The following is a 22,603-nucleotide window of genomic DNA, read 5'->3' on the forward strand; positions in this document are numbered from 1 at the left end:
CGACGCGCTCCCCGGAATCGATCCGGAAGTCCAGGTCGCGCAGCGCGCTGACCACGACGCGATTCGACTCATCCGTCCGCACCCGCACGGCGGCGCGGGCCAGCAGCTGCTTCTTCAGGCTGCGCGCAGCCAGGTGGTAGAGCGGAAAATCAACCCGCAATCCGGCTGCTTCGATATGCATCATGAGGGTCAGACCCAGAAGGCCAGGCGCCAGGAGGCGAAGCCCTCCCGCAGGTCGGGGCGCGCCAACTCCGCCCGGCGCGGGGCGGCCGCATCGAAGCTGTCGGTCTCGGTCGTGATGAGAGGGCCTGCAAGCATCGGGCGGGGTTATCCAACAGCAAATACTATTCAGGCCATCAGGGGATCGTGTCGGTAAAGAGTATGTTGGCACCCTCTGGCGGGTTGAGGAGAGTGCTGCGGAAGATGGGCCAACGCCAGGCATTCCGAGCGAAAGCCTCGTAGCCAATCCAGTTGGCCACATCATCTCCGCTGATGAGATGCCAGTAGGGGGTGAAGCCGAGAATCAGGCCAATTGGAAAAATGGCCAGGGCGCGCGCAATACCCGTGCCGGCGGCTCGGGTGGGATACATTTCGGTCTTAAAAAGCATACTGCGGGAGGCGGGCTTTTCAGGATACCAGTCAGAGTTTGCTCGGGCATCCCGCGTTCGGAATGACAGCGCCCTAGTGCACTGGTAAGCGAGTGAGAACGGCGGGCCCTTATTCGCTAAAGGGTCCCGCTTCCCGGCATCAGCGTGGTGAAGCTTATCCAGCCAAGCCCTGCACCTGCAGGGCGTTGCCCAGCGCATCCACGACCCGCGCCACGTCACCGTCGGAAAGTAGTGGGTAGCTTGGCAGTGAAAGTCCCCGGGAGGCGATGTCCTCGGCGACGGGGAAGTGCTCGTCGCGCACATACATCGGCATGGTGTGGGCGCAGAAGAATACCGGGCGGGTTTCGATCCCCTGGGCGTCCATCTCACGCATCAGTCGTTCGCGATCCGTGCCGGGCGGCAGCAGCAAGCTCACCAGCCAATCGGAGGCGGTGACATCCTCGGCCGGCACCTGGAAGGTCACCGGCAGCGAGGCGGAGAGTCGGCGATACAGGGCGGCAATGCCCCGCTTGCGCTCCAGCACCGGAGCCAAGCGCTCGATCTGCGCCAGGCCGATCGCTGCGGCGATGTTGGTCATGCGGTAGTTGAAGCCCAGCACCTCGTGCCAGTAGCGCCGCGTCAGCGACTGGCCCTGGCCCTTGGTCATGCGCAGCCGTGCCGCCAGCGCGTCTTCGCGGGCGATTACCAACCCGCCTTCGCCCGTTGTAACGGTCTTGTTGCCGAAGAAGGAGAAGGTGCCGATGTCTCCGAAGGTGCCGACATGCTGGCCGCCGATGTGCGTTCCCAGTGCCTCAGCGCAGTCCTCCACCACATGCAGCCCGTGGCGGCGCGCGATATCCATGATCGCAGCCATGTCGCAGGCCGCGCCATAGAGGTGGACCGGCATGATCGCCTTGGTGCGGGGCGTAATGCGCCGCTCCACATCGGCCGGATCCAGCAGCCAGTCCTCGGCCCGGCTTTCCGCGAAGACAGGCGTCGCGCCAGTCTGCGCGATGGTGTTGACGGAGGCGATATAGGTGAAGGAGGGGACGATCACCTCATCGCCCGGCCCGATATCCAGGCAATGCAGCGCGAGGTGCAGGGCCACGGTTCCGTTGCAGACGCTGATCGCGTGCGGGGAGCCCGTGGCCTCGGCCACTGCCGCTTCGAACTTGCCGATGAAGGCGCCGATGGAGGAAATCCAGCTGCTGTCCACGCATTCCAGGACGTACCGGCGCTCGTTCCCAGACAGATCGGGCCGATAGACAGGGATGCGCTCCTTCGCGGCCATACCCATGGCGGGCGCCTGCTGAGCCATCATGTGGGTTTCTCCTCCTGCGCTGGGCGCGCTCTCTTTGCCGGACCCGCCCTCATTCCGTCCAGCGTGACGTTAACGCGCCGGAACGCCGGGTCGCCGGGGTCGAGGCCCAGTTCGGCCAACGTGCCGAATAATTGCTCACGGGCACCGTGAAGCGGATCGGATCCCGATGCCAGGAACTGCCGTCGGGTATCGTGGAGCGGCCGGTCGGCGACGACCTCCTCAAGCAGCGGCAGCAGGGCCTTGGCATAGGCGGACGGAGCGTGCCGCTCAGCGGCCAGCGCGCGGCCGCGTGTGCCCATCGCTGCCCCCCACGCGGGATCCGCCAGCAGGTGTTCCAGATGGCGCATCGCGTCCAGCGCCTCGTCTGTCGGCCGGCAAGCCATCACCGTGTCCGGCGGCACCTCGGCATAGCAGCCATGGTCCGTGACCAGGGTGGGACGGCCCGAGGCGAGAGCCACCACCAACGAGGCCGATGCGCCTTCCAGCACAGGGTTGCGCAGGCAGGAGATGACGTCCACGTCCCGAAGCTGTCCGCGCAGGGCGTCATCGGTGACCCAGCCGGTGAATTCCGGTGCCGCGGCCCTGGCGGCCGCGGCGACGGCGGTAAGCCGCTCGCGCTCGGCCGGGGTGGCTTCGCCGATCACCCGCAGCCGGCAGCGCCCGCGCAGGATGGGGGAAGCGCCGATGGCCATCAGGATCTGGTCGATCCGCTTGTTCGGATTGGCATGCCCGATCGCCGCGATCGTCATCCGGCTCCCGGGATGCGGCGGTGGCGGCAGGCCAGGCGCGGTGAACGCCAGGGGGATAGTAGCGACCGGGCCGGGGCAGGCGGAGCGGAGCCGCGCCGCATAGTGCCCGGAATGGGCCACGGCGGCCACCGTCCGCCGTGCCAGCCACTCGAGCATCGGCCGGCGCCGGGCGATCTCTTCCAAATCGATCCAGTACGGCTCCGACGGAACCAGGGCGGCCTCGCCATAGGCCTCATGCACGAGCTGGCGCAAGACCGGCTCTCCGCCGTGCTGAACAGCCCAGTCAGTGGCTAGATGCGCGTAAACGGCGTCGTGGAAGATTCCCACAATGTCCAAATGATCGAGGCGGGCGAGGAGTGCCCCGTGATAGGCGTAATAGTTGCCAAAATGGCCGACCAGCACGTCGAATTCCCGTGCCAGGTCCTCGTCGCTCACGTCGGCCAGGGAAAGCATCGGCAAGGGCGTCGGTCTTGGTGGAAGGGCCAGCGCTGCGCCGATCTCTGTCCGCAGGATGGTCACGGCATGCCCGCGCTCTATCAGCTCGAGAGCGACCTTGCCGGCTGAGTCCGCGATGGCGGACTGATCGTTCCAGGGTGTGGCCCAGCCAATGCGCATGCCCTTCACCCCAGCAACTTGTGAATCGTGGACGGCCAATCCAGCCGCTCCGCGTCCATGGCCGCCTGCCCGGCGCGGCCGAGCTTTCCAGCATAGGTCGGATCGTCGCAGAGCGTGGCCATCGCCATTCCCAGTGACTCGGGGGTGGGCGTCGCGACCAAGCCGGTGTCGCCGTTCCGCACGATGTCCAGCACCCCGCCCGAATCGGTGGTCGTGATGACCGGCTTGGCCGCTCGGAAGGCCTCCATGGTGCAGTAGCCGAGCGAGTCCTCGTCAAAGGGCAGGTAGGCCACCGCCAGTGCCCCATTGACCATCCGCGCCAACTCGGAGCGCGGCAGGAATCGTAGGTCCAGCCTGACTTGGCCCTCCACCCCTTCGCTGGCCGCGAGCCGGCGCAGGTGCTCGGCATCCGCAGGCGTGTCCGGCGGCCCCGCCACTAGCAGGCGCGCCTTGGGGGCATATCGCAGCGCACGCACCAGGAGCTCCTGTCGCTTGGCGGCGTTCACCCGCCCCGTCGCCAGGATGTAGCCTTCGGACTCGCCACCCGCGAACAGCTCGGGGTCATTCAGCGGCGGCCGCAGCACCTCACTCCTGAAGCCGTTGTAGTGGTGCAGCCGCTGCGACGTGGTGGGCGCGTTCGTGTAGATGTGCCGCGCTTCCGAAAAGGCGAGGGCGTCGCCGGCACGGATGGCAGAGAGGATCTTCGCCCCGCGCGTATTGTTGGGAATGTTGCTCTGCCCCGCGTCGAGCAGGTCATAGGCCTGCCGGTACTGGTGCAGCAGCCACAGCACCTTGTCGTGCCAGGGCACCATGTAGGCCGGGAACTTCAGAGCGATGACGCGGTTGATATTTGACAGGCGCAGACGCCGCACGATCAGCATCTCATCGATCAGCTGCTCGGCCGGTTCCCAGGAGAACGGAAGACGCATGCCTTCGGCCTCGACGCCAGCCAGTTGCAGGTTACGCACGAGGTGGTCGAACAGCTCCTCTGCACCACCATGAACGAAAGGCACCTTCGTGCTCAGCACGAGCACCTTCATGCGAGCAGCCTTTCCACCACCGTCTCCCAATCGATGCGCAACTCCGCGATGCGCTCGCAGGATCTACGTCCCATACGGAGGGCTAAGCCGCGATCGTTGTGGAGCTGGTCGAAGGCCCGTGCCATGGCGGCGGGATCGGGCTCAACTACGAGCCCAGTCTCGCTATCGGTCACGAATTCCATCACCCCGCCGGAATCCGTCGTGGTCACGGTGCAGCGCTGAGCATGCGCCGCCTCGAGCGTAGGATAGCCATAACTGTCCTCGTCGATGGGCGCGTAGACCGAGGCGAGGGCATGCTCGAGCCGGTCAGCTTTCTCCTCCTCGGTGATCCAGCGGTTCTCGATGGTCACGCGGTCGGACAGGGCTAGGCGCTGTGCCTCGCTGCGCAGCCGATCGACATAGGCGGGGTCCATCGTGGTGCCGCACAGGCGCAGGCGCACCGGCGTGCGAGTCTTCGCCATTGCTTCCACCAACAAGTGCTGGCGCTTGTGGTGTTCCATGCGGCAGACGCTGACAATCTCATCGCCGTAGCTGCCGGAGCGGAACAGATCCGGCCTTAGTATGGGGGGGTAGAGCACCTCGCTGTCGATCCCGTTGAAGCGGCGCATGCGATCGCTTACCACTTGGGAATTGGTGAACACCCGATGCGCTTCGTGCAGCGCGGCATTATCCGCTGAGATAACAGCCGCTCGCAGGGCCTGTCCCTTCGGGTCGTCCGCGATGGGGCAATAGGGTGTGTTCCAGAGATCGTAGAACATACGAAGGTGGTGGATGAACCATACAACCTTGCGCGGATGCTGCACCACATGGGCCGGCGGGCGGAAGGTAATCACCCGGTCGAAGTAGTTGTCCAACCGGATCATGCGGAAGGCCGCTATCTGCGGCAGGATGTGCTCCGGCTCGTCGGTGTAGGGAAGATAGATGACCTCAACGGAGTGGCCCCGCTCCCGCAGCTTCTCCTGCAGCCAGTCCACGATGAAGCGATAGCCGCCCTGCACCAGCGGCGTGGCTGTGGATATCAAGCCAATTCTCATGTGCGCGGCTCCCGTTGCAGCCGCCGGGCTGGAACGCCCCCCACGACCGCTTCCGCCGGCACATCGGCCACCACGGCGGCGCCGGCGCCTATCACCACATCGGCGCCGATGCGGATTCCGGGCCGTATCACGCTGCCAATTCCGACCAGTGCACGGTCCCCGACGGTGACATTGCCGGCCAGGCCGGAGGCTGGTGCCACATGGGCTGCGCGGCCGATCCAGTTGTCATGGTCCACTACGGCGCCGGTGTTCACGATGGCCAGATCATCCACACGAGTCTCGGTTCCCACTACAGCGCGCGCCATGATCACGACGCCATTTCCCAGCACGGCCGAGGGCGACACAAGGGCCGAGGGATGCACCACGGTCGGGAGGCTGAAGCCCATCTCCCGCAAGCCAGAGCCGATCCGCTCACGCAGCGCATTACCACCCAGAGCGACCACGGCCGCGCTGACACCCTCGGCCAGGAGGCGCGGCAACATCTCGTCGCCGCCGAGAACCGGAACATCCAGCACCGAGGCGGAAGGCGGGGCTGGATCGAGCGCTCCCACGACCTCGGCCAGCGCCGCCGCACGCACGGCCTCGATCACCACCTTGGCGTGGCCACCCGCACCGATGACGACCAGGCGGGGAAGAGCCTGGCGGATGTTCACGCGAAGCTCAGCTGAGGGAAAGAGGCGGGGGGCTGACGCAGCAGCAGCAGGTTGAGCGAGTACACGGCGTTCAATTCCGTCATGGGCCGCAGCAATCTCAGCTGGCCTGTCGCCTCATCGATTTCGTAGGCGGTGAAGCCCGGGGAGAGGAATTCCGCCAGCCATGCCTCCACGGAGATGCCGGCACGGCGCAGGTGCGTGGGGCCGAACTCCACCAGCACCGCAAGTTCCGGGCTCTCCTCCACCACGCGGCGCATGCCGCGCCAGACCTGGAGTTCGAAACCTTCCGCATCGAGCTTGGCGAGGCGAATAGGCCGCCCGGGCCCGACCAGATCGTCCACCGTTCTCACCTCTACATCCTCGGTGCCCGCCGCATTAGGCAGATCCAGGAGCGAGGAATGGCCGGTGATCGCGGTAAGATGGAGCCGTGCGCTGCCTGTGGCTCCGCCGGCCGCGCAGGCATGTAGCGTCACCCGCTCGCTCAAGCCATTCAGTGCGAGGCTACGGCGCAGTAGTCCACTCACTCGGGACGCTGGCTCGAAGGCGGTGACATGTCCTGTCGGGCCCACTCGCAACGCCGCCGCAAGCACAGTCATGCCGATATTGGCGCCCACGTCCACGACCAGATCGCCTTCCTGCAACAGCGCTTGCATCACGGACACCGTACCCGCTTCCAGCCGGCCACCGCCTTCATGCAAAGCTGCCAGCAACGCAACGTCCTCGGCCGGTGTCAGGAGGAAGCCTTCGGGGGTCCGCACGAGAACGTCGTTGCCGAGAGGAATGGCAACCCGCTGCAGGAGGAGGTTCGTGCGGAGCAGGAGGGCATCCGTTGTTGCCTGCCTCTCCAGCCGAGTTGCGTCAACGCTGAGCTGCAGAGTATTGAAGCGGGCTTCGATGCCCTCCAGTCTGGACTGCACGCGCTCGAACTGTTCCCGCATCCCGCTTTGAGCAGCCATGGCATCCAGCCGAACCGCGTCTACGCCGAGCTGCAGAGCATTTACACCGTGCTGCAGAGTATTTACGCCGAGCTGCAGAGCATTGAAGCGGGCCTCGCTGCCATCCAGCCTGTGGTGCAGCCGGTGGAGATCGTGGAGGGGCGAAATTGCGAAAGCAGCCCCGACCGCTGTCTGGATCCGCAACTGTAGGCGATGCAGCAGGGGAGCCAGAAACGGTCGCAAGGTGCCAAGGGCGCGGCGGCCTGCCTTGCGGTACCACGGCAGAACGTTCTTCACTGGCAAAAAGATCCGCGCGTTTCGTTTCTGATATCAGGGCGCAGTTAGCACGGGATCGTAAGTTATTCCAGCCTGCCCTTTGACGGCGTCTCGGTGACCGAGGACATCCACAAGGCGGACATCTGCCTCGCCCTGTCGTCGCAGCCGCGCAAGGATGCGGCGCTGATGTCGAATCGGTTGTTCGAGGGGCTGGCGGCCGGCGCGCTCATCATCTGCGACGAGAAACCCTGGGCGCGGACGCATTTCGGCGACACGCTGCTCTATGTCGGCCTCCGCAACGGGGCGGAGGTGGTGGCGCAGCAGATCGCCGCCCACGTCGAATGGGCGCGGCAGAACCCGGAGGCCGCCCTGGCCCTGGCCCTGGCCGCCCGCGCGCAGGAGATCGTCAGGCGCGGCTACATCATGGATGCCTCGCTGGCGACGATCTATGCCGGGCTGCAGCCACGCAAGGATGAGCTGGCGGCGCTGTACCGCGCGAAGATCGGAGATGTGGCGGTGCGGGTGGCCCTCTCCTGGCTCCCGATCCGGCGGATGAGGCCTTCAGGCGGCAGGTGGCGGCGGCCCGTTCGCATGCGCGGCAGGGCTTCCAGGCCGCGGTGCTCGTCGACCGCCACGACCTGGCGGCCGCCGAGGCGAAGCTGGCGGCGTTAGGCGGGAAGCCCGGGGCCGTGAAGACCCGTGGCGTCGATTTCTTCCAGCGCCACAGCCGCGGGGTCGTGGTGGCCCGGAACCGCATGGACCCCGTGTGGAAGGCGGAGCTGCAGGCCTGCCCGGATGGAATGCTGCTCGGCTCCGTGGCCCCAAACGAGACGGCGTTTAGCAATCACGTCGCGATGCTGGCCGCCCTGCTGGGCGGCGACCCCGATCAGGCTGGGCCGCTTTCTCTTTCGCGCGGGCTGTTTCGGGAGTTTGGCTTGCTGCTGGACAGCATGGACGGCCGGGCGCCATCCGGCCTCGTTCCGTACCGCAAGGGCGTGCCGACGCAGCGTGGGACGCTGGTCATCGACAAGCGGGGGGAAGGCGTATTTCGGCATTCCCATGGACGCGGCGGCCGAGCGGCCGCTGGCGAAGGAGCTGTGGCAGGAGATCGAGGTCATGCGGGAACTCGATCCCGCCCGCGTCGATGCGCTGGATCTGGGGGCGGGGCAGTTCCACTCCTCGTCGCTCTCGCCGGATGCGCTGCATATCGACCGGCTGACCATCCCTAATCGTCCGACCATTGTGCTGCAGCTGCTCGATGCCCTGTCGGTGCCGGGCATCGTCTGGCGCGTGATCAGCAAGGGCCTGCGCGGCGGGCCAGGGCCGGCTGGAAGTCCCTCATGCGCCGGTGATCCGGCGCCGCGGCCTCCGAACGGTCCGAACTCAGCGGCCGGGAAGCCAGACGCGCATCGTGGTTCCCTGGCCCGGCTCGCTTTCGATGAGCAGCTGGCCGCGGTGGTGGCTGACGATGTGCTTGACGATGGCGAGGCCGAGGCCGGTGCCCCCGGCGCTCCGGGAGCGGCCGGAATCCACGCGGTAGAAGCGTTCGGTCAGGCGCGGGATGTGCTCGCGCGCGATGCCCGGCCCGTCATCGGCGATGCGCAGCAGCACGCCCGGCGGCAGACTGCCCTCGCGCGCCGCCAGGCTGCGGACGGAGAGGGTGACGGTGCCGCCCTCTCGCCCGTGGCGAACCGCATTCTCCAGCAGGTTGCGCAGAACTTGGGCAAGCTGGCCGGGATCGGCCGGGACCGCCGTGGCGGGGGCGAGGTCAAGGTTCAGGGTGACGTTGCGGCTGGCCAGGATGGGGGCCATGGCTGCGGTCTCGTCCCGCGCCAGGGCGTCGAGCCGCGCCTCGCCAGTCGGGGCCTGGTGCTCCGTCATCTCGATGCGGGAGAGGCCGAGCAGGTCCTCGATCAGCCGGCGCATGCGGTCGGCCTGCTCTGCGATGATGGCGAGGAAGCGGGTGCTGGCTTCCGGATCCCCGGCGGCGGGGCCGCGCAGCGTCTCGACGAAGCCGATGATGGAGGCCAGCGGGGTGCGAAGCTCATGGCTGGCATTGGCCACGAAATCGGCGCGCATCCGCTCCGCCGCCCGGGCCTGGGTGCGGTCGGCCAGCACCACCAGCAGGCGGCCGCCATCGGAGAGCGGCGGGTTGAGCGGGATGACCTGGGTGGACAGGTCCCGCGCCACGGGGACGGGCAGCATGGCCTCGGCGGATTGCGGCGTGCCCTCGGCCAGGGCGCGGTCCACGGCACCGGCGATGCGGGGGTGGCGCAGGAAGGCGGCGGTGTCAGCTGTGTCGTCCGCGCCGTCCCGGCCGGCGTCCGTGCCGAAGAAGCTGCGGGCGGCGGCATTGGCGCGGAGCGGGCGGCGATCCTCGGCGAGGACGAGCAGCGGGTCCGGCAGGGCCTCGATGATGGCGGCGTCGGCGCGGCGGAGCCGCGCGACCAGGGCTTCCCGCTCAGCGAGGCTGCGGGCAAGGCGGGCGGCGGATTCGGCCACGCCAGAGGCCACGGGCAGCAGGGGCGCGCGGGGCGGGGCTGGGCGGCCCTCGGCGGCGGCACGGAGGGCCGCTTCCAGCCCCAGCAGCGTGCCCACCCAGGCCCGGGCGAGAAGCAGCGCGGCCAGGATCGTGGCCAACAGGGCCAGGGCGCCGGCCGCGGGCGCGGCCGTCCCCGTCGCGATCAGCAGGAGCAGGGCGAGGCTCGGCACCGCGCCCACCAGCCCTGCCACGCGCAGCAGGGCCGACCAGGAGGGGCGGGGCTTCAGAACCCGACGGCGCCCGGCAGCACCGGCGGGTCGACCATCTGCGGCTCGGCGCCGGGGGACAGTGCATAGACCGCAAGGGCACGCTGCACCTGCCCGTTGGGCAGCAGGCGGAAGGCGCCGTCGGCGCCTTGCAGCGGCTCCTCCAGCGGCAGGCGGGCCGGGGCGGTGGGGTCGCCACCGCGCAGGGAGCGGAGCGCCGCCGTCGTGGCGTCATAGGCCGTGGAGGCCAAGCGCGGCGGGCGCTCGCCGAAGGCGGCCTGGTAGCGGGCCTCAAAGCCGTTGTGGGCGGCTGGGTCGGGGCCGGGGATCCAGGCGCCGGCCAGGGCGGGCTCGCTGGCCAGCGTCGCGTCGCCGGCCCAGAGGGCGTGGCCGCCGATGCGCATGGGCGGGATGGCAAGGCCGGCGCTGGCCAGGGCCGCGGCCATCTCCCGGGCCTGGGAGCCACTTTCGCCCAGGATCAACAGGCCCAGCCCCTCGGGCCCGGCCTGGGAGGCGAGCTGCCCGGCGGCCTGGGCGCGGGAGGCGCTGCCGGGATAGGTGACGACGAGCGGCGGGGGCAACCCGGCTTCCCGCGAGGCGTTGCGCAGTGCCGCCGTGAGCTGGCGGGTGAAGGGGCCGTCGGGTCCGGCGAGGCCGACGCGGCTGATGCCGGCCGACTGCGCCGCCACCAGCAGGCGCCGGACCTGCTGGGCGGGGGTGATGCCGAGCACCCAGGCGCCGTTGCCGCCTTGGTCCACGTCATTGGTGAAGGCGAGGACGGGCACGCCGGCGCTGCGGACCTGGCTGGTGGCGGAGGCCGTCTCGGCGCCGGTCAGCGGGCCGACGACCACCCGGGCGCCATCGGCCAGGGCGGCGCGGACGGCTTCGGAGGCGCCGCCGGGGGAGCTGGCGGTGTCGCGCGGCACCAGCTCCACCCCACGGACACCGGAATCGAACAGGGCGAGGGTGGCCGCGTTCAGCATCGAGGGGCCGAGGGCGGCCTGCGGGCCGCTCATCGGCAGCAGGACAGCGACCTTGGCAGCGGGGGCGGCCTGCGGGGCGGCGTAGCCGCCGCCGAAGAGCGGCGCGGCGGGACGGCCGTAATAGGGGGAGCGCCCTTGCGGGGCACAGGCCGCGAGGCCCACAAGCGCCAGCAGCGCCGCCATGCTCCCCAGGCCGGAGAGGCGGCGGCGCACCAGGGAGACGCGGCTTGCAGGACGAGGAAGCAGGGCCGGGGCCCGGAACGGACGAGGATCCACGCGAGGCCCCTTCTGGTGCTGTCGGCGCGAAGGCCGGGGTGGCTCCGGGGTTATGGCTGGTCGCCACCCCCATCGGCAACCTGGGGGACCTGTCACCCCGCGCGGTCGTGACCTTGCGGGCGGCGGAGATGATCCTCTGCGAGGATACGCGGGTGACGGCGCCGCTGCTGGCGCGGAACGGGATTTCCGCTCCGCTGGCCGCCCTGCACGACCATAACGAGGCACAGGAGGTGCCGCGGCTGCTGGCGCGGCTGCAGGGGGGCGCGCGGCTGGCGCTGGTATCGGATGCCGGCACGCCGCTGGTGAGCGACCCCGGCTACCGGCTGGCGCGGGCGGCTATGGAGGCGGGGGTCTTCGTCTCGGCCGTGCCGGGGCCGAATGCGGCGGTGATGGCGCTGACCCTGTCCGGCCTGCCGCCGCAACCCTTCCTTTTCATGGGCTTCCTGCCGCCCAAGGCGGGAGCGCGGGCGGAGGCGATCTCGCGGCTGCGGGCGGCCGAGGGGGCGGGGCTGTCGGCGACGCTGATCTTCTTCGAGGCGCCACACCGGTTGGCGGAATGCCTGGCGGCGCTGGCCGAGGGCTTCGGGGACCGCCCTGCCGCCGTGGCGCGGGAGCTGACCAAGCGGTTCGAGGAGGTGCGGCGGGCGTCCCTGCCCGAGCTGGCCGCGCATTACGCGGCGCATGCGGCACGGGGGGAGATCGTGGTGGTGGTGGGCCCGGCCGCCGTGGATGCGCCAAGCGGGGCCGAGGAGATGGAGGCGCAGCTGCGCGCTGCCCTGGCCGCCGGCGAATCCCTGCGCGATGCCGCCGCCATGGTGGCCGCTGCCACCGGCATGCCGCGCCGCCAGGTCTATGCCCGCGCGCTGGAGATGGGGCGCGAGGAGGGCTGAGCCGGCTCCCGCGCCGCAGCAAGGCCGGAGGAGCACTTCCCCCGGCCTTGCTTGCCATCCCGCCCGGCACGCCCTAGCCCCGGCCGGAACAGGACGAGAGGGCGAGTTGACGGACGCGATGCCATCCCCGGCGCTGCACACCACACCCGCGCCGCCGGTGCTGGAGGTGCCGGTGATCCTCTTCGCCTTCAACCGCCCGACCTATCTCGAGCGGGTCTGCGCTTCCCTGCTGCGGCAGCGGGACGTGGTGCTGGACCCGCGCCGGGTCTTCCTGCTGCAGGATGGCGCCGTCTCTCCCCGCACCGGGCTGCGCTATGCCGAGGATGCCGAGGTGGCAGCCTCCATCGCCGCCTTCCAGGCGCATTTTCCGCGCGGGCATGTCGCGGCCGCGCGGGACAACCTGGGCGTGGCCTCGAACATCCGGCGCGGAGAGGTGCTGGCCTTCGAGGCGCTGGATGCCGATTGCGCCTATTTCTTCGAGGACGACCTGGAGCTCGGCCCGGAATACCTGCGGATCATGGAGCAGCTGCGGGCGCTGTCGGAGCGGGATCCGCGCATGGGGTATTTCGCCGCCTATGGCGACCACAAGGCCGCGCCGCCGGGCCCCGAGGCCTGGCTGACCATGCTGCAGCACCACTGGGCCTTCGGGCTGCGGCGGGAGCCGTGGCGGCGGCTGCGGGAGTGGCTGGCGCCCTATGATCGCATCCTGGAGGGGGCGGATTACGGCTTCCGGGACCATCTGGCGATCTTCCGCTGGATGGAGACGCTGGAGGTGGCGGGCGGCTTCTCCTCCCAGGATGCGGTGAAGACCCTGGGCTGCCACGCGCTGGGAATCGGGCGGGTGATGACCGATGTCTGCTTCGCCCGCTACATCGGGGCGCAGGGCGCCTCCTTCCACGACGATAAGTTCCGGGACATGGGCTACGACCGGATGGAGTGGGTGGAGGGGCCGCAGCACCGGCTGGCGGCCGGCGTGGATTCGCAGGTCTCCGGGATCATCGCCGAGCCACGGAAGCGGCATGTGCACTACCGCGCCGCGCGGCTGGCGCCGCTGCTGGAGGAGCAGGCGCGGACGCGGCTGGAGCGGGACCGCCCGGCAAGCCGCGAGGATGTGGCTACCCTGTTCCGCTACCTGCTGGACCGCCTGCCCGAGGACGAGGCGCTGGAATCCCTCGCCGGGCGGCATTCGGTGCGGCAGGTGCGGGAAATCCTGCTGACGAGCCGGGAGTTCCGGGGCCGGAACCCGCTGCCGCGCGGGGAGTGAGGCGGGGCGCTACGGGGACCGGAAAAACGCAGGGAATCAGGCGAATTCGGCCTCCGGACAGCGGGGGGGCTTTCGCGACGCAGCATCTCCGCCCAACTTGCGGGCGGCGACGCCCGCGTCGCCCCGAGGCCGGCCTGCCCGACCGCTTGCTCTGTAAGGATGCCCGCATGAACGCTCCGTTCGATCCCTCGCAGCTGAAATTCGGCATCGGCCAGCCCGTTTCCCGCAAGGAGGACCCGGTGCTGCTGCGGGGCGAGGGGCGCTACAGCGACGACCTGTCCCTGCCCGGGCAGGCCCATGCCGTGATGGTCCGCAGCCCCTATGCGCATGGCCGGCTGAACGGCATCGACACGGCCGAGGCCGCCGCCATGCCGGGCGTGGTGGCGATCTATACCGGGCGCGACCTGGAGGCGGCGGGGATTGGCCCGATGCCGGTGATGGTCGGGCAGAAGAATCGCGACGGCAGCACGCCGAAGCCGCCGGTCCAGCCGGCGATGACCACCGATAAGGTGCGTTATGTGGGCGACCCGGTGGCCGTCGTGGTGGCGGAGACGGCGAAGCAGGCGCGCGATGCCGCCGAGGCGGTGGTGCTGGACATCGACCCGCTGCCGGCGGTGACCGAGGCGCGCGATGCCGTCGCGCCCGGTGCGCCGCTTCTCTATGACGACGTGGCCGGCAACACGCTGGTGGACTTCCACTATGGCGATGCCGAGGCGGTGGCGGCCGCCTTTACGCGGGCCGCGCATGTCACGCGCCTGCCCATCCGCAACAGCCGCGTCATCGTCTCCCCGATGGAGCCGCGCGCGGCGATCGGGACCTGGGAGGAGGGGCGCTACGTCCTTCGCATGGGCAGCCAGGGCGTGTTCGGCATGCGTGGCAACCTGGCGAAGGTGATGGGGGTGAAGCCCCAGGAGCTGCGTGTGCTGACGGGCAATGTCGGCGGCTCCTTCGGAATGAAGTCGAGCGTCTATCCGGAGTACCCGGCGCTGCTGCATGCGGCGCGGCAGCTGGGGCGGCCGGTGAAGTGGACGGATTCGCGCTCGGAGAGCTTCCTCTCCGACAGCCATGGTCGCGACCACGACATGGAGGCGGAGCTGGCGCTGGATGCGGAGGGGCATTTCCTCGCCGTAAGGATGACCGGCTTCGGCAATCTCGGCGCCTATATGAGCAATGCGACGACGCTGCCTTCCACCGGCAACACGGTAAAGAACGTGATCGGCGTGTACCGCACGCCGCTGGTGGAGGTGAACACGCGCTGCGTCTTCACCAACACCACGCCCGTCGGCGCCTATCGCGGCGCGGGGCGGCCGGAGGGCAACTACTACATGGAGCGGCTGGTCGACACCGCCGCGCGGGAGATGGGAATCGACCGCGTGGAGCTGCGCCGGCGCAATCACATCCAGCCCGACCAGATCCCCTATGACGCGCCTTCCGGCATGCATTACGACAGCGGCGACTTTCCCGCGATCCTGGAGGAGGCGCTGGCGGCGGCGGATTGGGATGGCTTCCCGGCGCGCCGCGCGGAGGCCCGCCGGCGCGGGAAGCTGCGCGGGATCGGGATCGGGCATTACCTGGAGGTGACGGCGCCACCTTCGAAGGAGATGGGCGGCATCCGCTTCGACGAGGATGGCGGCGTGACCATCCTGACCGGCACGCTGGATTACGGGCAGGGCCATGCCTCGCCCTTCGCGCAGGTGCTGGTGGACCGGCTGGGCGTTCCCTTCGACCGCATCAGGCTTTCCCAGGGCGATAGCGACCTGCTGATCGCGGGCGGCGGCACGGGCGGCTCGCGTTCCATCATGGCGAGCGGACAGGCCATCGCCTCGGCCAGCGCGCTGGTGATCGAGAAGGGCAAGCAACTGGCCGGGCATGTGCTGGAGGCTTCCGCCGAGGACATCGAGTTCTCCGCGGGCCGGTTCGCCATCGCGGGCACGGACCGGGGTATCGGCATCCTCGAGCTCGCGGCGCGGCTGCGCGACATGCCTGGGTTGCCGGAGGATCTGCCGCGCACGCTGGATGTGTCCCACACCGACCAGTACGAGGATTCCGCCTTCCCCAATGGCTGCCACATCGCCGAGGTGGAGGTGGACGAGGAAACGGGAGAGGTGGCGGTGGTGCGCTACGTCACCGTCAACGACTTCGGCGTGCTGGTGAACCCGATGCTGGTGGCCGGGCAGGCGCATGGCGGCATCGTGCAGGGCATCGGCCAGGCGCTGACCGAGCAGACGGCCTATAGCGAGGAGGGGCAGCTCCTCAGCGGCTCCTACATGGATTACGGCCTGCCGCGGGCGGGGCATGCGCCCTTCTTCGGCTTCGCGAGCCATCCCGTGCCGGCGCGCACCAATGTGCTGGGCGCGAAGGGCTGCGGCGAGGCGGGCTGCGCCGGCGCGCTGCCTTCCGTGATGAATGCGCTGGTGGATGCGCTGTCGGAACGGGGGGTGACGCATGTGGACATGCCGGCGACGCCGCTGAAGGTGTGGCAGATCCTGAACGAGAGGGCGGCGGCATGATCCTCCTCGTCACTGGGGCGACGGCGGGCTTCGGCCGCGCCATTGCCCGCCGCTTCGCGCAGGACGGTGCGCGGGTCATCGCCGCGGGCCGGCGCGCGGACCGTCTCACTTCGCTTCAGGAGGAGTTGGGGGCGGAAAACGTGCTGCCCCTGGAGTTGGACGTACGGGACCGGGCGGCGGTGGAGAAGGCCATCGAGGGCCTGCCCGCCGAATGGGCCGCCATCGACCTGCTGGTGAACAATGCGGGGCTCGCGCGCGGGCTGGCGCCGGCGCAGTCCTCCAGCCTCGATGACTGGGACGCGATGGTGGACACCAATGTGAAGGGGGTGATGTACCTGACGCGTGCGGTGCTGCCGGGGATGATCGAGCGGGGCCGGGGGCATGTGGTGAATATCGGCTCCACCGCCGGCGAGTGGCCTTATCCGGGCGGCAATGTCTATGGCGCGACCAAGGCCTTCGTCCGCCATTTCAGCCTGAACCTGCGGGCCGATCTCCATGGCACGCCGGTGCGGGTGACGGATATCGAGCCCGGTCTGGTTGGCGGCACCGAGTTCAGCAATGTCCGCTTCGGCGATGATGCAAAGGCCGCTGCCGTGTATGAGGGCGCGGATGCGCTGACCCCGGAGGACATCGCCGATGCCGTGCATTGGGTGGCGACGCGCCCCGCGCGGGTGAACGTGAATACCCTGCAGGTGATGCCCGTGGCCCAGAGCTTCGGCCCCCTGCGGGTGCACAAGCCGGGCCGGTAAGCCCGGGCCGGGGAAGCACTCCCCCCAAGCTCGAAGAAAAAAGATGGGGGCCCGGGGGAATTCCTTCCCCCGGCCTTTTTCGTTCAGGGGACAGGCATTCCCCCCAGGAGACCCGATGGAGCAGCAACCCCCCGCCGAAGCCAGCGATGCCATCCGCGCCGCCGCCGAAGCCGCCGGCCTCTCGTTGCTTCCCTATGAGATGCGCCCGCTCCTGAAGGCGGTTGGGGGGCAGGTGCCAGCCTCGGGGGAGGCGCTGCGGCGGGCCCTGGTCGAGGTGCGGCGCCCGGCCTGGCGCAACCGGCTGGTGGCGCTGGCGAAGCGCGTCGAGGCGTTGCCGGCGCGGCCGGATGATTTCGACGTGGCGGTCGCCAGCATCAGCGAGCCGGAGTCCCGGGAGGCGGAGCTTCTTGCTGCGTTGCGGGAGGCCGTGGTCGCGCGGCTGGGCGGCTACGGCACTCCGGAGGGGGCGCTGGCAGCAGCGCTGGAGGACCTGCCGCGGGGGAGCACCGGGGAGGCCCCGCTGGAGGTGGTGGGGCATTGCGCCGGCCTGGTCGCCGAGGCCTTCGCCATGGCTGCGCCGGATGCCGCTGCCTTTGCCCGGCGCGCGGTCGAGGCCGAGCGGCTGCGGCGGGGCGAGCGGCGTGCCGCGGCCCGGGCGGCGCGCGAGAGCCGGGCCGAGGAGGAACGCCGCCTCAAAACCTGGGAAAGCTCTCTGGTCGGGCTGGACGCCGTACCCGCCCTGCTGGGCTGCACGCGGGAGGAGGCGACGCGCTGGATCCGCGCCGGAATCGTGCCGGTGGCCCGAAGGGTGGAGACGCGCAAGGGCGGCCGGACGCTGCGCGAGGCGGAGTTCGACCCGGAAGCGCTGGAGGCATTGCGCGGCGAGGTGCAGTCCTGGCGCGAGGCGGAGGCCGGAAACCGGCCGGCGCCCGCCGAGGCGCCGGAGCCGGTGCGGCGGCTGACCAACGCCGCCGTTGCGCGCATCGCGGGGCTGGATCGCTATGCGGCGCATTTCGCCACCGCGCGCTCGCTGAACCGGCGGATCATCGCCTGCCTGGGGCCGACCAATTCGGGAAAGACCTATTTCGGCCTGTCGCGGCTGGCGGAGGCGGAGAGCGGCATCGCGCTCGGTCCGCTGCGGCTGCTGGCCCATGAGTACCGGGAGGCGCTGGAGGCGCGCGGCGTGCCGACCTCGCTCTCGACCGGGGAGGAGCGCATCCGGGTGCCCGGCAGTCGCCATACGGCGGCCACCGTGGAGATGTGCCCGTTCCAGAACCCGGTCGATGTTGCGGTGATCGACGAGGTGCAGATGCTGAGCGATCCCGAGCGGGGATCGGCCTGGACTGCGGCGGTCATGGGCGTGCCGGCGCGGCAGGTGATCGTGCTCGGGGCGCCGGATGCGGCGCCGATGATCCGGCGCATCGCGGCGCTCTGCGGCGACCCGCTGGAGGAGGTGCGGCTGGAGCGCATGGGCCCGTTGGTGGCCGCACCCGATCCGGTTCCGCTTTCCGAGGTCGGGCGGGGAGACGCGGTGATCGCCTTCTCACGCCGGGAGGTGTTTGCGCTGCGGGCGGAGTTGATCCGCCGTGGGCGGAGCGTGGCGGTGGTCTATGGCGCGCTCGGGCCCACCGTGCGGCGCGCGGAGGCGCGGCGGTTCCGGGAAGGCGAGGCGGAGGTGCTGGTGGCGACGGACGCCATCGGCATGGGCCTCAATATCGGTCCGCTGCGGCGGGTGGTGTTCTCCTCCCTGACCAAATGGGACGGGAAGCAGGACCGCCCGCTTTCGGTGCAGGAGATCAAGCAGATCGGTGGCCGGGCCGGGCGTTTCGGGGGGGCGCATGCGGAGGGTATCGTCGCGGTGCTGGAGCGCGGCGGTTCCCCCGCGGAGATCGCCCATGCCCTAACGGCCGGGCCGGTGACGCCCGAGGACCTGCGCCCGCCCGTCGCGCCCGATGCGGAGATCGTGGCGGCCGTGGCGGCCGAAATGGGCACCACAAGCCTGTTCGGCACGCTGCGGCGGATCGAGCGCGCCGTACTGCGGCGTGACGACCCCAATTACCGGCTGGGCGATCTCTCGACCCAGATGGCCATCGCCGCGGCGGTGGACGGGGTGCGGGAGTTGTCGCTGCTGGATCGCTGGACCTATGCCATGTGCCCGGTGGATGAGCGGGACGAGGGCATCGCGCGGCTGGCGGATTGGGCGGTGGAGCATGCGCTGGGCCTGGCCGTGGCGCCGCCGCGCGTGGGGCGGCTGCCGGCGCCGGACCGCGCCGGGCAGGATGCGCTGCAACTGGCCGAGCGGGTCCACCGGCGGCTGGTGGCCTGGCGCTGGATGGCGCTGCGCTTCCCGAACACCTATCGCGACATCGAGGGGGCGCTGGCGGAGAGCCGTTACCTCAATGAATGGATCGAGGCTGTGCTGGCGGCGCAGCCCTCCGGCCGGACGCGTTCGGTGGCCGGTGGCGCCGAGATGACCCGGGGGCGGGGGTTCGGTCCGAAAAGGACGGGCGGCGCCGTGCCAGGTAAGCCCGCCGGGCGCCGCGGCCGGGCGCGGCCTTCCTGACTGGCGGATCGGGGCGGCGCTGTTGCCCTCGCCGGCGAGGCGGCGCGCGACACCTGGGCTGCCTTTGTTCCAGCCGCCTCGGCGCATGACCGGATGCGCATGGCATGGCGGACGCTGCTGTCCTTCGTGATCGCCGTCGCCGTCGCCGTCGCCGTCGCCGTCGCCGTCGCCGTCGCCATCGGCGTGCGGGGGCGGCTTTGCCCGGAGGTAGAGTTTGTGCCGGATATCTTCCGGTCGATTCCGGCCTCGGCGCTGCTACCGCCGTTCCTCGTGCTGTTCGGAACAGGGAGGCGACGAAGATCGCGGTAGCGGCCTTTGACGTGATGAATGCGCGGCGCAGGCGGGTGCTGGTCGCGAAGGTGATGGGGACGGGGCCCGCGCGCATCCGGATCGCTGTGCTGGTTTGGGATGCGCTGCCGCAGATCCTGGTGGGGCCGAACAGAGCGTCGTCCGTATAGCCCTTCAGCGTGAACTCCGGAGCATCGGTCTTGCCCGGAATGACGGCGCTGCCGGCGCGCAGCCGGGCGACGGGCAGCTCGTCGCGGGTGGAAGGTGGCCTTGCAAGGCGGTTCTGTCTCAGCCGCCGCGCAGCCTGGCCACCGAGATGTTGTGTTCGATGGTGAGGGGCACGCCGCCTCCAGCGCTCCTCGATCCTCCGTGACAAGGGCGTTCCGTCGCGGATCCAGCGCGGCGATGCAGGCAAGGCTGCCTGGTTGCAACGGGTGAAAGGCCGCGAGCGTCGAAGGGCCGGGTGAGCGCCTCGGCGGAGGTGGTGGGCTGGGCTCGCCTGGCGGCTGCGGCCTGGCGCCGGAGTGGCCGCGGGCCGGGCGGTCTGGACTATCTGGAGCCGCCCTGTCCAGGCGGGGCTATCTTCGGCGCGGCGGGTTCGGTTCCGAGGCTGTTGCTGCTGGCGCAGGTTGGACAGCCGGTCGCGCGGACAGTGAGTCGCGCAATTTTGAGTTGCACTTGATCGGGATGGGCCAAGGCGGGCTCGCTCCCAGGAGCGCTCTGACGCACCCCCACGATCACAAATGAGCGATGTTGGCGACTTCGGATCACGTTTCCGAGAGAATGGATAAATTTTCCTAAAACCGTAGGTTGCAGACGCCTCAGTTATACAATCCAACGCTGCGATCACGAAGATGTGTGATTTGGATTGCCGGCGCCTGCCTTCGGCTGATACCTACCCGCTCAGCCAAGGGGTGCTTGAACTTCAAGAATTCGAAGAGGCTTCGGAGACGAATGGCAGGTTTCCCTGCCATGTCCGCAGCTAATCGAGTTCCTCAGGACTTTGGCGTTTCTTGAAGTCAGAAGTTCTGGGCGTTCGAATATTTCATCGGGTCGGCGCGGCCATGCCTGCGCAAACGGAGATTGTACAGATCATGGCTACTCAGGCTCACGGCTTCGCTTCCATGAACGGCGGCACCACGGGTGGCGCAGGCGGGGCGACCGTTACGGTTACAACCGGCAAGGAATTGCTGGCAGCTGTCGCCAAGGCGGCGGACGCGCCGCTGACGATCCTCGTCAAGGGTGAGATCACCGCCGCGAACACCGGTGCCGCGACGATCACCCTGAACGACGTCCACAATCTCTCGATCATCGGCGTCGGCGATCAGGGCGACTTCAACGGCATTGGCTTCCAGGTGAAGGGCGGCTCGTCCAACCTGATCTTCCAGAACCTCGAGATCCACCACGTCAAGGCAGGCGACGGTGACGCGCTCGGTATGGAAGGCGGCGTCCACAACGTTTGGGTCGACCACAACGAGTTCTACAGCAACATGGCGGCCGACAAGGACTACTACGACGGCCTGCTCGACATGAAGCGTGGCACGGAATACGTGACCATTTCCAACAACTACTTCCACGACCACCACAAGGCCTCGCTGAACGGCTACTCGGACAGCGACACTGGCGGCCGTTACGTCACCTACAACAACAACATGTTCGAGAACATCGGCTCCCGCGCACCGAGCGTCCGCGACGGCGAGGTCCATGTGTACGAGAACTACTACAAGGACATCGAGGTCTCCGCGATCAACCTGCGCATGGGCGCCGAGGGCCTGATCCAGAACAACGTCTTCGAGAACGCCAAGAACCCGATCGTCAGCGTTGACAGCAAGGAGATTGGCTTCTGGAACCTCAGCGGCAACGAGTTCACCAACGTCACCTGGGGCAAGGTCGGCAGCGGTGAGGCCAGCGCGGCCAACGGCAAGTCCACCTCCAGCTACACCGTTCCCTACAACTACGATCTCGACGCCGCCTCGACCGTGAAGGCCTCGGTCCTCGCCAATGCCGGCACTGGCAAGCTCGGCGCGGTGCACAGCACGCCGGTTGTTACCCCGCCGGTCGTAACGCCGCCGGTCGTAACGCCGCCGGTCGTAACGCCGCCGGTCGTGACGCCGCCGGTTGTGACGCCGCCGGTTGTTACCCCGCCGGTCACCACCACGCCGTCCAAGCCGGTTCCGGAGGGCACCACCCCGCCGAAGCCGATGCCGGACAACACCGCCGCGACGGATCTCAAGGGCACCGGCTCGGCCGACAAGCTGACGGGCACCGCTGGGAACGACACCATCGACGGCGCCGGCGGCAAGGACGTGCTGTCGGGCGGCGACGGCCATGACAAGCTCGTCGGCGGCAGCGGCGACGACACGCTCGATGGCGGCAACGGTAACGACACCCTGTTCGGCGACAACGGCAACGACAAGCTGAACGGCGGTGCCGGCGACGACCGGCTCGAGGGTGGCGAGGGCAAGGACACGCTCGACGGCGGCACCGGGAACGACATCCTTCTCGGCGGCATTGGCGACGACAAGCTGTATGGCGGCGACGGCAACGACCAGCTCGATGGCGGCGAGGGCAAGGACCTGCTCGACGGCGGCGCCGGCAACGACATCCTCCTGGGCGGGGCCGGCAAGGACACGCTCATCGGCGGTGCCGGCAATGATCGCCTGGTCGGCGGGCTGGACAGCGATGTCCTGACCGGCGGCGCTGGGAACGACACCTTCGTCTTCAGCCAGCTTCTCGACAGCAAGGTGGGCAGCGGCCACGACGTCGTCACCGACTTCGCCAAGGGCGACGTGATCGACCTCTCCGCGATCGATGCCATGACCAAGCTGAACGGCGACCAGTCCTTCAGCTTCATCGGCAGCGGGAAGTTCACCGGCCAGGCGGGCGAGCTGCATGCCATCCAGTCGAGCGGCGACACGCTGATCGAGGGTGATGTCAACGGCGACGGCAAAGCCGACTTCCAGATCGAGCTGGCCGGCTTTCATAACCTGGCGGCGAGCGACTTCATCCTCTGACGCCTACCTCCGGCGCCACCCGCTGACGCCGGGGCACTGAAGCGACGGGCCCGGATCCTCCCCAGGATCCGGGCCCGATTGCGTTTCGGGGCAGGTGGCGCGCCTGCA

At 69.3% G+C, this 22,603-nt stretch carries 19 protein-coding genes and 1 pseudogene; 8 read left to right on the forward strand and 12 right to left on the reverse strand.

Annotated elements, in window-relative coordinates; translation table 11 throughout:
* The 9 genes and pseudogenes from GSE44_RS15360 to GSE44_RS15395 all read right to left on the reverse strand — a co-directional run.
* Positions 1 to 181, reverse strand: a pseudogene (locus GSE44_RS15360) (ABC transporter ATP-binding protein); the annotation flags it as partial.
* A gap of 8 nt (positions 182 to 189) precedes the next feature.
* Complete coding sequence (locus GSE44_RS26265; RefSeq protein ID WP_268893659.1) at positions 190 to 318, reverse strand: hypothetical protein; 129 nt, start codon at positions 316 to 318, stop codon at positions 190 to 192.
* Between the two features lie 38 nt (positions 319 to 356).
* The gene (locus GSE44_RS15365; RefSeq protein WP_159349717.1) at positions 357 to 590 is read right to left on the reverse strand and encodes a hypothetical protein; all 234 of its coding nucleotides are present in this window, start codon (positions 588 to 590) and stop codon (positions 357 to 359) included.
* Between the two features lie 172 nt (positions 591 to 762).
* Positions 763 to 1,908, reverse strand: coding sequence for a DegT/DnrJ/EryC1/StrS family aminotransferase (locus GSE44_RS15370; RefSeq protein WP_328799086.1), 1,146 nt, complete (start codon positions 1,906 to 1,908; stop codon positions 763 to 765).
* Positions 1,905 to 3,110 (reverse strand): glycosyltransferase, encoded by a 1,206-nt coding sequence (locus GSE44_RS15375; RefSeq protein ID WP_159349718.1) that lies wholly within the window; start codon positions 3,108 to 3,110, stop codon positions 1,905 to 1,907. Before GSE44_RS15375 ends, GSE44_RS15370 begins: the two co-directional genes overlap by 4 nt.
* Positions 3,111 to 3,277: 167 nt before the next feature.
* Positions 3,278 to 4,312, reverse strand: a complete 1,035-nt coding sequence (locus GSE44_RS15380; protein ID WP_159349719.1) for a glycosyltransferase family 4 protein — start codon at positions 4,310 to 4,312, stop codon at positions 3,278 to 3,280.
* Positions 4,309 to 5,334 (reverse strand): glycosyltransferase family 4 protein, encoded by a 1,026-nt coding sequence (locus tag GSE44_RS15385; RefSeq protein WP_235924851.1) that lies wholly within the window; start codon positions 5,332 to 5,334, stop codon positions 4,309 to 4,311. Before GSE44_RS15385 ends, GSE44_RS15380 begins: the two co-directional genes overlap by 4 nt.
* A gap of 8 nt (positions 5,335 to 5,342) precedes the next feature.
* Positions 5,343 to 5,999: an acetyltransferase gene (locus GSE44_RS15390; protein ID WP_159349721.1), complete on the reverse strand. Its 657-nt coding sequence runs from the start codon at positions 5,997 to 5,999 to the stop codon at positions 5,343 to 5,345.
* Positions 5,996 to 7,231, reverse strand: coding sequence for an FkbM family methyltransferase (locus tag GSE44_RS15395; protein WP_159349722.1), 1,236 nt, complete (start codon positions 7,229 to 7,231; stop codon positions 5,996 to 5,998). Before GSE44_RS15395 ends, GSE44_RS15390 begins: the two co-directional genes overlap by 4 nt.
* Before the next feature lie 93 nt (positions 7,232 to 7,324).
* On the opposite strand from GSE44_RS15395, the gene GSE44_RS15400 reads away from it, so the two are divergent.
* A complete protein-coding gene (locus GSE44_RS15400) occupies positions 7,325 to 7,882 on the forward strand; it encodes a glycosyltransferase family protein (RefSeq protein ID WP_159349723.1) in 558 nt (185 codons plus the stop codon).
* Here GSE44_RS15400 and GSE44_RS15405 read toward each other — a convergent pair.
* The 3 genes from GSE44_RS15405 to GSE44_RS15415 all read right to left on the reverse strand — a co-directional run bounded on the left by GSE44_RS15405 (position 7,879) and on the right by GSE44_RS15415 (position 11,154).
* Positions 7,879 to 8,328, reverse strand: coding sequence for a hypothetical protein (locus tag GSE44_RS15405; RefSeq protein WP_159349724.1), 450 nt, complete (start codon positions 8,326 to 8,328; stop codon positions 7,879 to 7,881). The two genes, GSE44_RS15400 and GSE44_RS15405, sit on opposite strands and share 4 nt — an antisense overlap.
* A gap of 265 nt (positions 8,329 to 8,593) precedes the next feature.
* Positions 8,594 to 9,943, reverse strand: a complete 1,350-nt coding sequence (locus GSE44_RS15410; RefSeq protein WP_235924852.1) for an ATP-binding protein — start codon at positions 9,941 to 9,943, stop codon at positions 8,594 to 8,596.
* Between the two features lie 32 nt (positions 9,944 to 9,975).
* On the reverse strand, positions 9,976 to 11,154 hold the full coding sequence (locus tag GSE44_RS15415; protein WP_159349725.1) for a penicillin-binding protein activator: 1,179 nt from the start codon (positions 11,152 to 11,154) through the stop codon (positions 9,976 to 9,978).
* 14 nt (positions 11,155 to 11,168) lie between these two features.
* On the opposite strand from GSE44_RS15415, the gene rsmI reads away from it, so the two are divergent.
* The 7 genes from rsmI to GSE44_RS15450 all read left to right on the forward strand — a co-directional run bounded on the left by rsmI (position 11,169) and on the right by GSE44_RS15450 (position 22,495).
* Entirely contained in the window at positions 11,169 to 12,107 is a 939-nt protein-coding gene (gene rsmI, locus GSE44_RS15420; RefSeq protein ID WP_201306089.1) for a 16S rRNA (cytidine(1402)-2'-O)-methyltransferase, read from the forward strand.
* A 106-nt stretch (positions 12,108 to 12,213) separates the two neighbouring features.
* Entirely contained in the window at positions 12,214 to 13,371 is a 1,158-nt protein-coding gene (locus GSE44_RS15425; RefSeq protein ID WP_235924854.1) for a glycosyltransferase family protein, read from the forward strand.
* Between the two features lie 167 nt (positions 13,372 to 13,538).
* Positions 13,539 to 15,881 carry a xanthine dehydrogenase family protein molybdopterin-binding subunit gene (locus tag GSE44_RS15430; RefSeq protein ID WP_159349726.1) on the forward strand — a complete coding sequence of 781 codons (2,343 nt, stop codon included), beginning with the start codon at positions 13,539 to 13,541 and terminating at the stop codon, positions 15,879 to 15,881.
* Complete coding sequence (locus GSE44_RS15435) at positions 15,878 to 16,630, forward strand: SDR family NAD(P)-dependent oxidoreductase (RefSeq protein ID WP_159349727.1); 753 nt, start codon at positions 15,878 to 15,880, stop codon at positions 16,628 to 16,630. Before GSE44_RS15430 ends, GSE44_RS15435 begins: the two co-directional genes overlap by 4 nt.
* 115 nt (positions 16,631 to 16,745) lie before the next feature.
* Positions 16,746 to 19,193, forward strand: a complete 2,448-nt coding sequence (locus GSE44_RS15440) for a helicase-related protein (RefSeq protein ID WP_159349728.1) — start codon at positions 16,746 to 16,748, stop codon at positions 19,191 to 19,193.
* A gap of 99 nt (positions 19,194 to 19,292) precedes the next feature.
* Positions 19,293 to 19,502, forward strand: coding sequence for a hypothetical protein (locus GSE44_RS15445; protein WP_159349729.1), 210 nt, complete (start codon positions 19,293 to 19,295; stop codon positions 19,500 to 19,502).
* Between the two features lie 1,103 nt (positions 19,503 to 20,605).
* Positions 20,606 to 22,495, forward strand: a complete 1,890-nt coding sequence (locus GSE44_RS15450; protein WP_159349730.1) for a pectate lyase family protein — start codon at positions 20,606 to 20,608, stop codon at positions 22,493 to 22,495.
* Positions 22,496 to 22,603: the final 108 nt, after the last annotated feature.

Source organism: Muricoccus harenae, assembly GCF_009848505.1.
Lineage (GTDB): Bacteria > Pseudomonadota > Alphaproteobacteria > Acetobacterales > Acetobacteraceae > Roseomonas > Roseomonas harenae.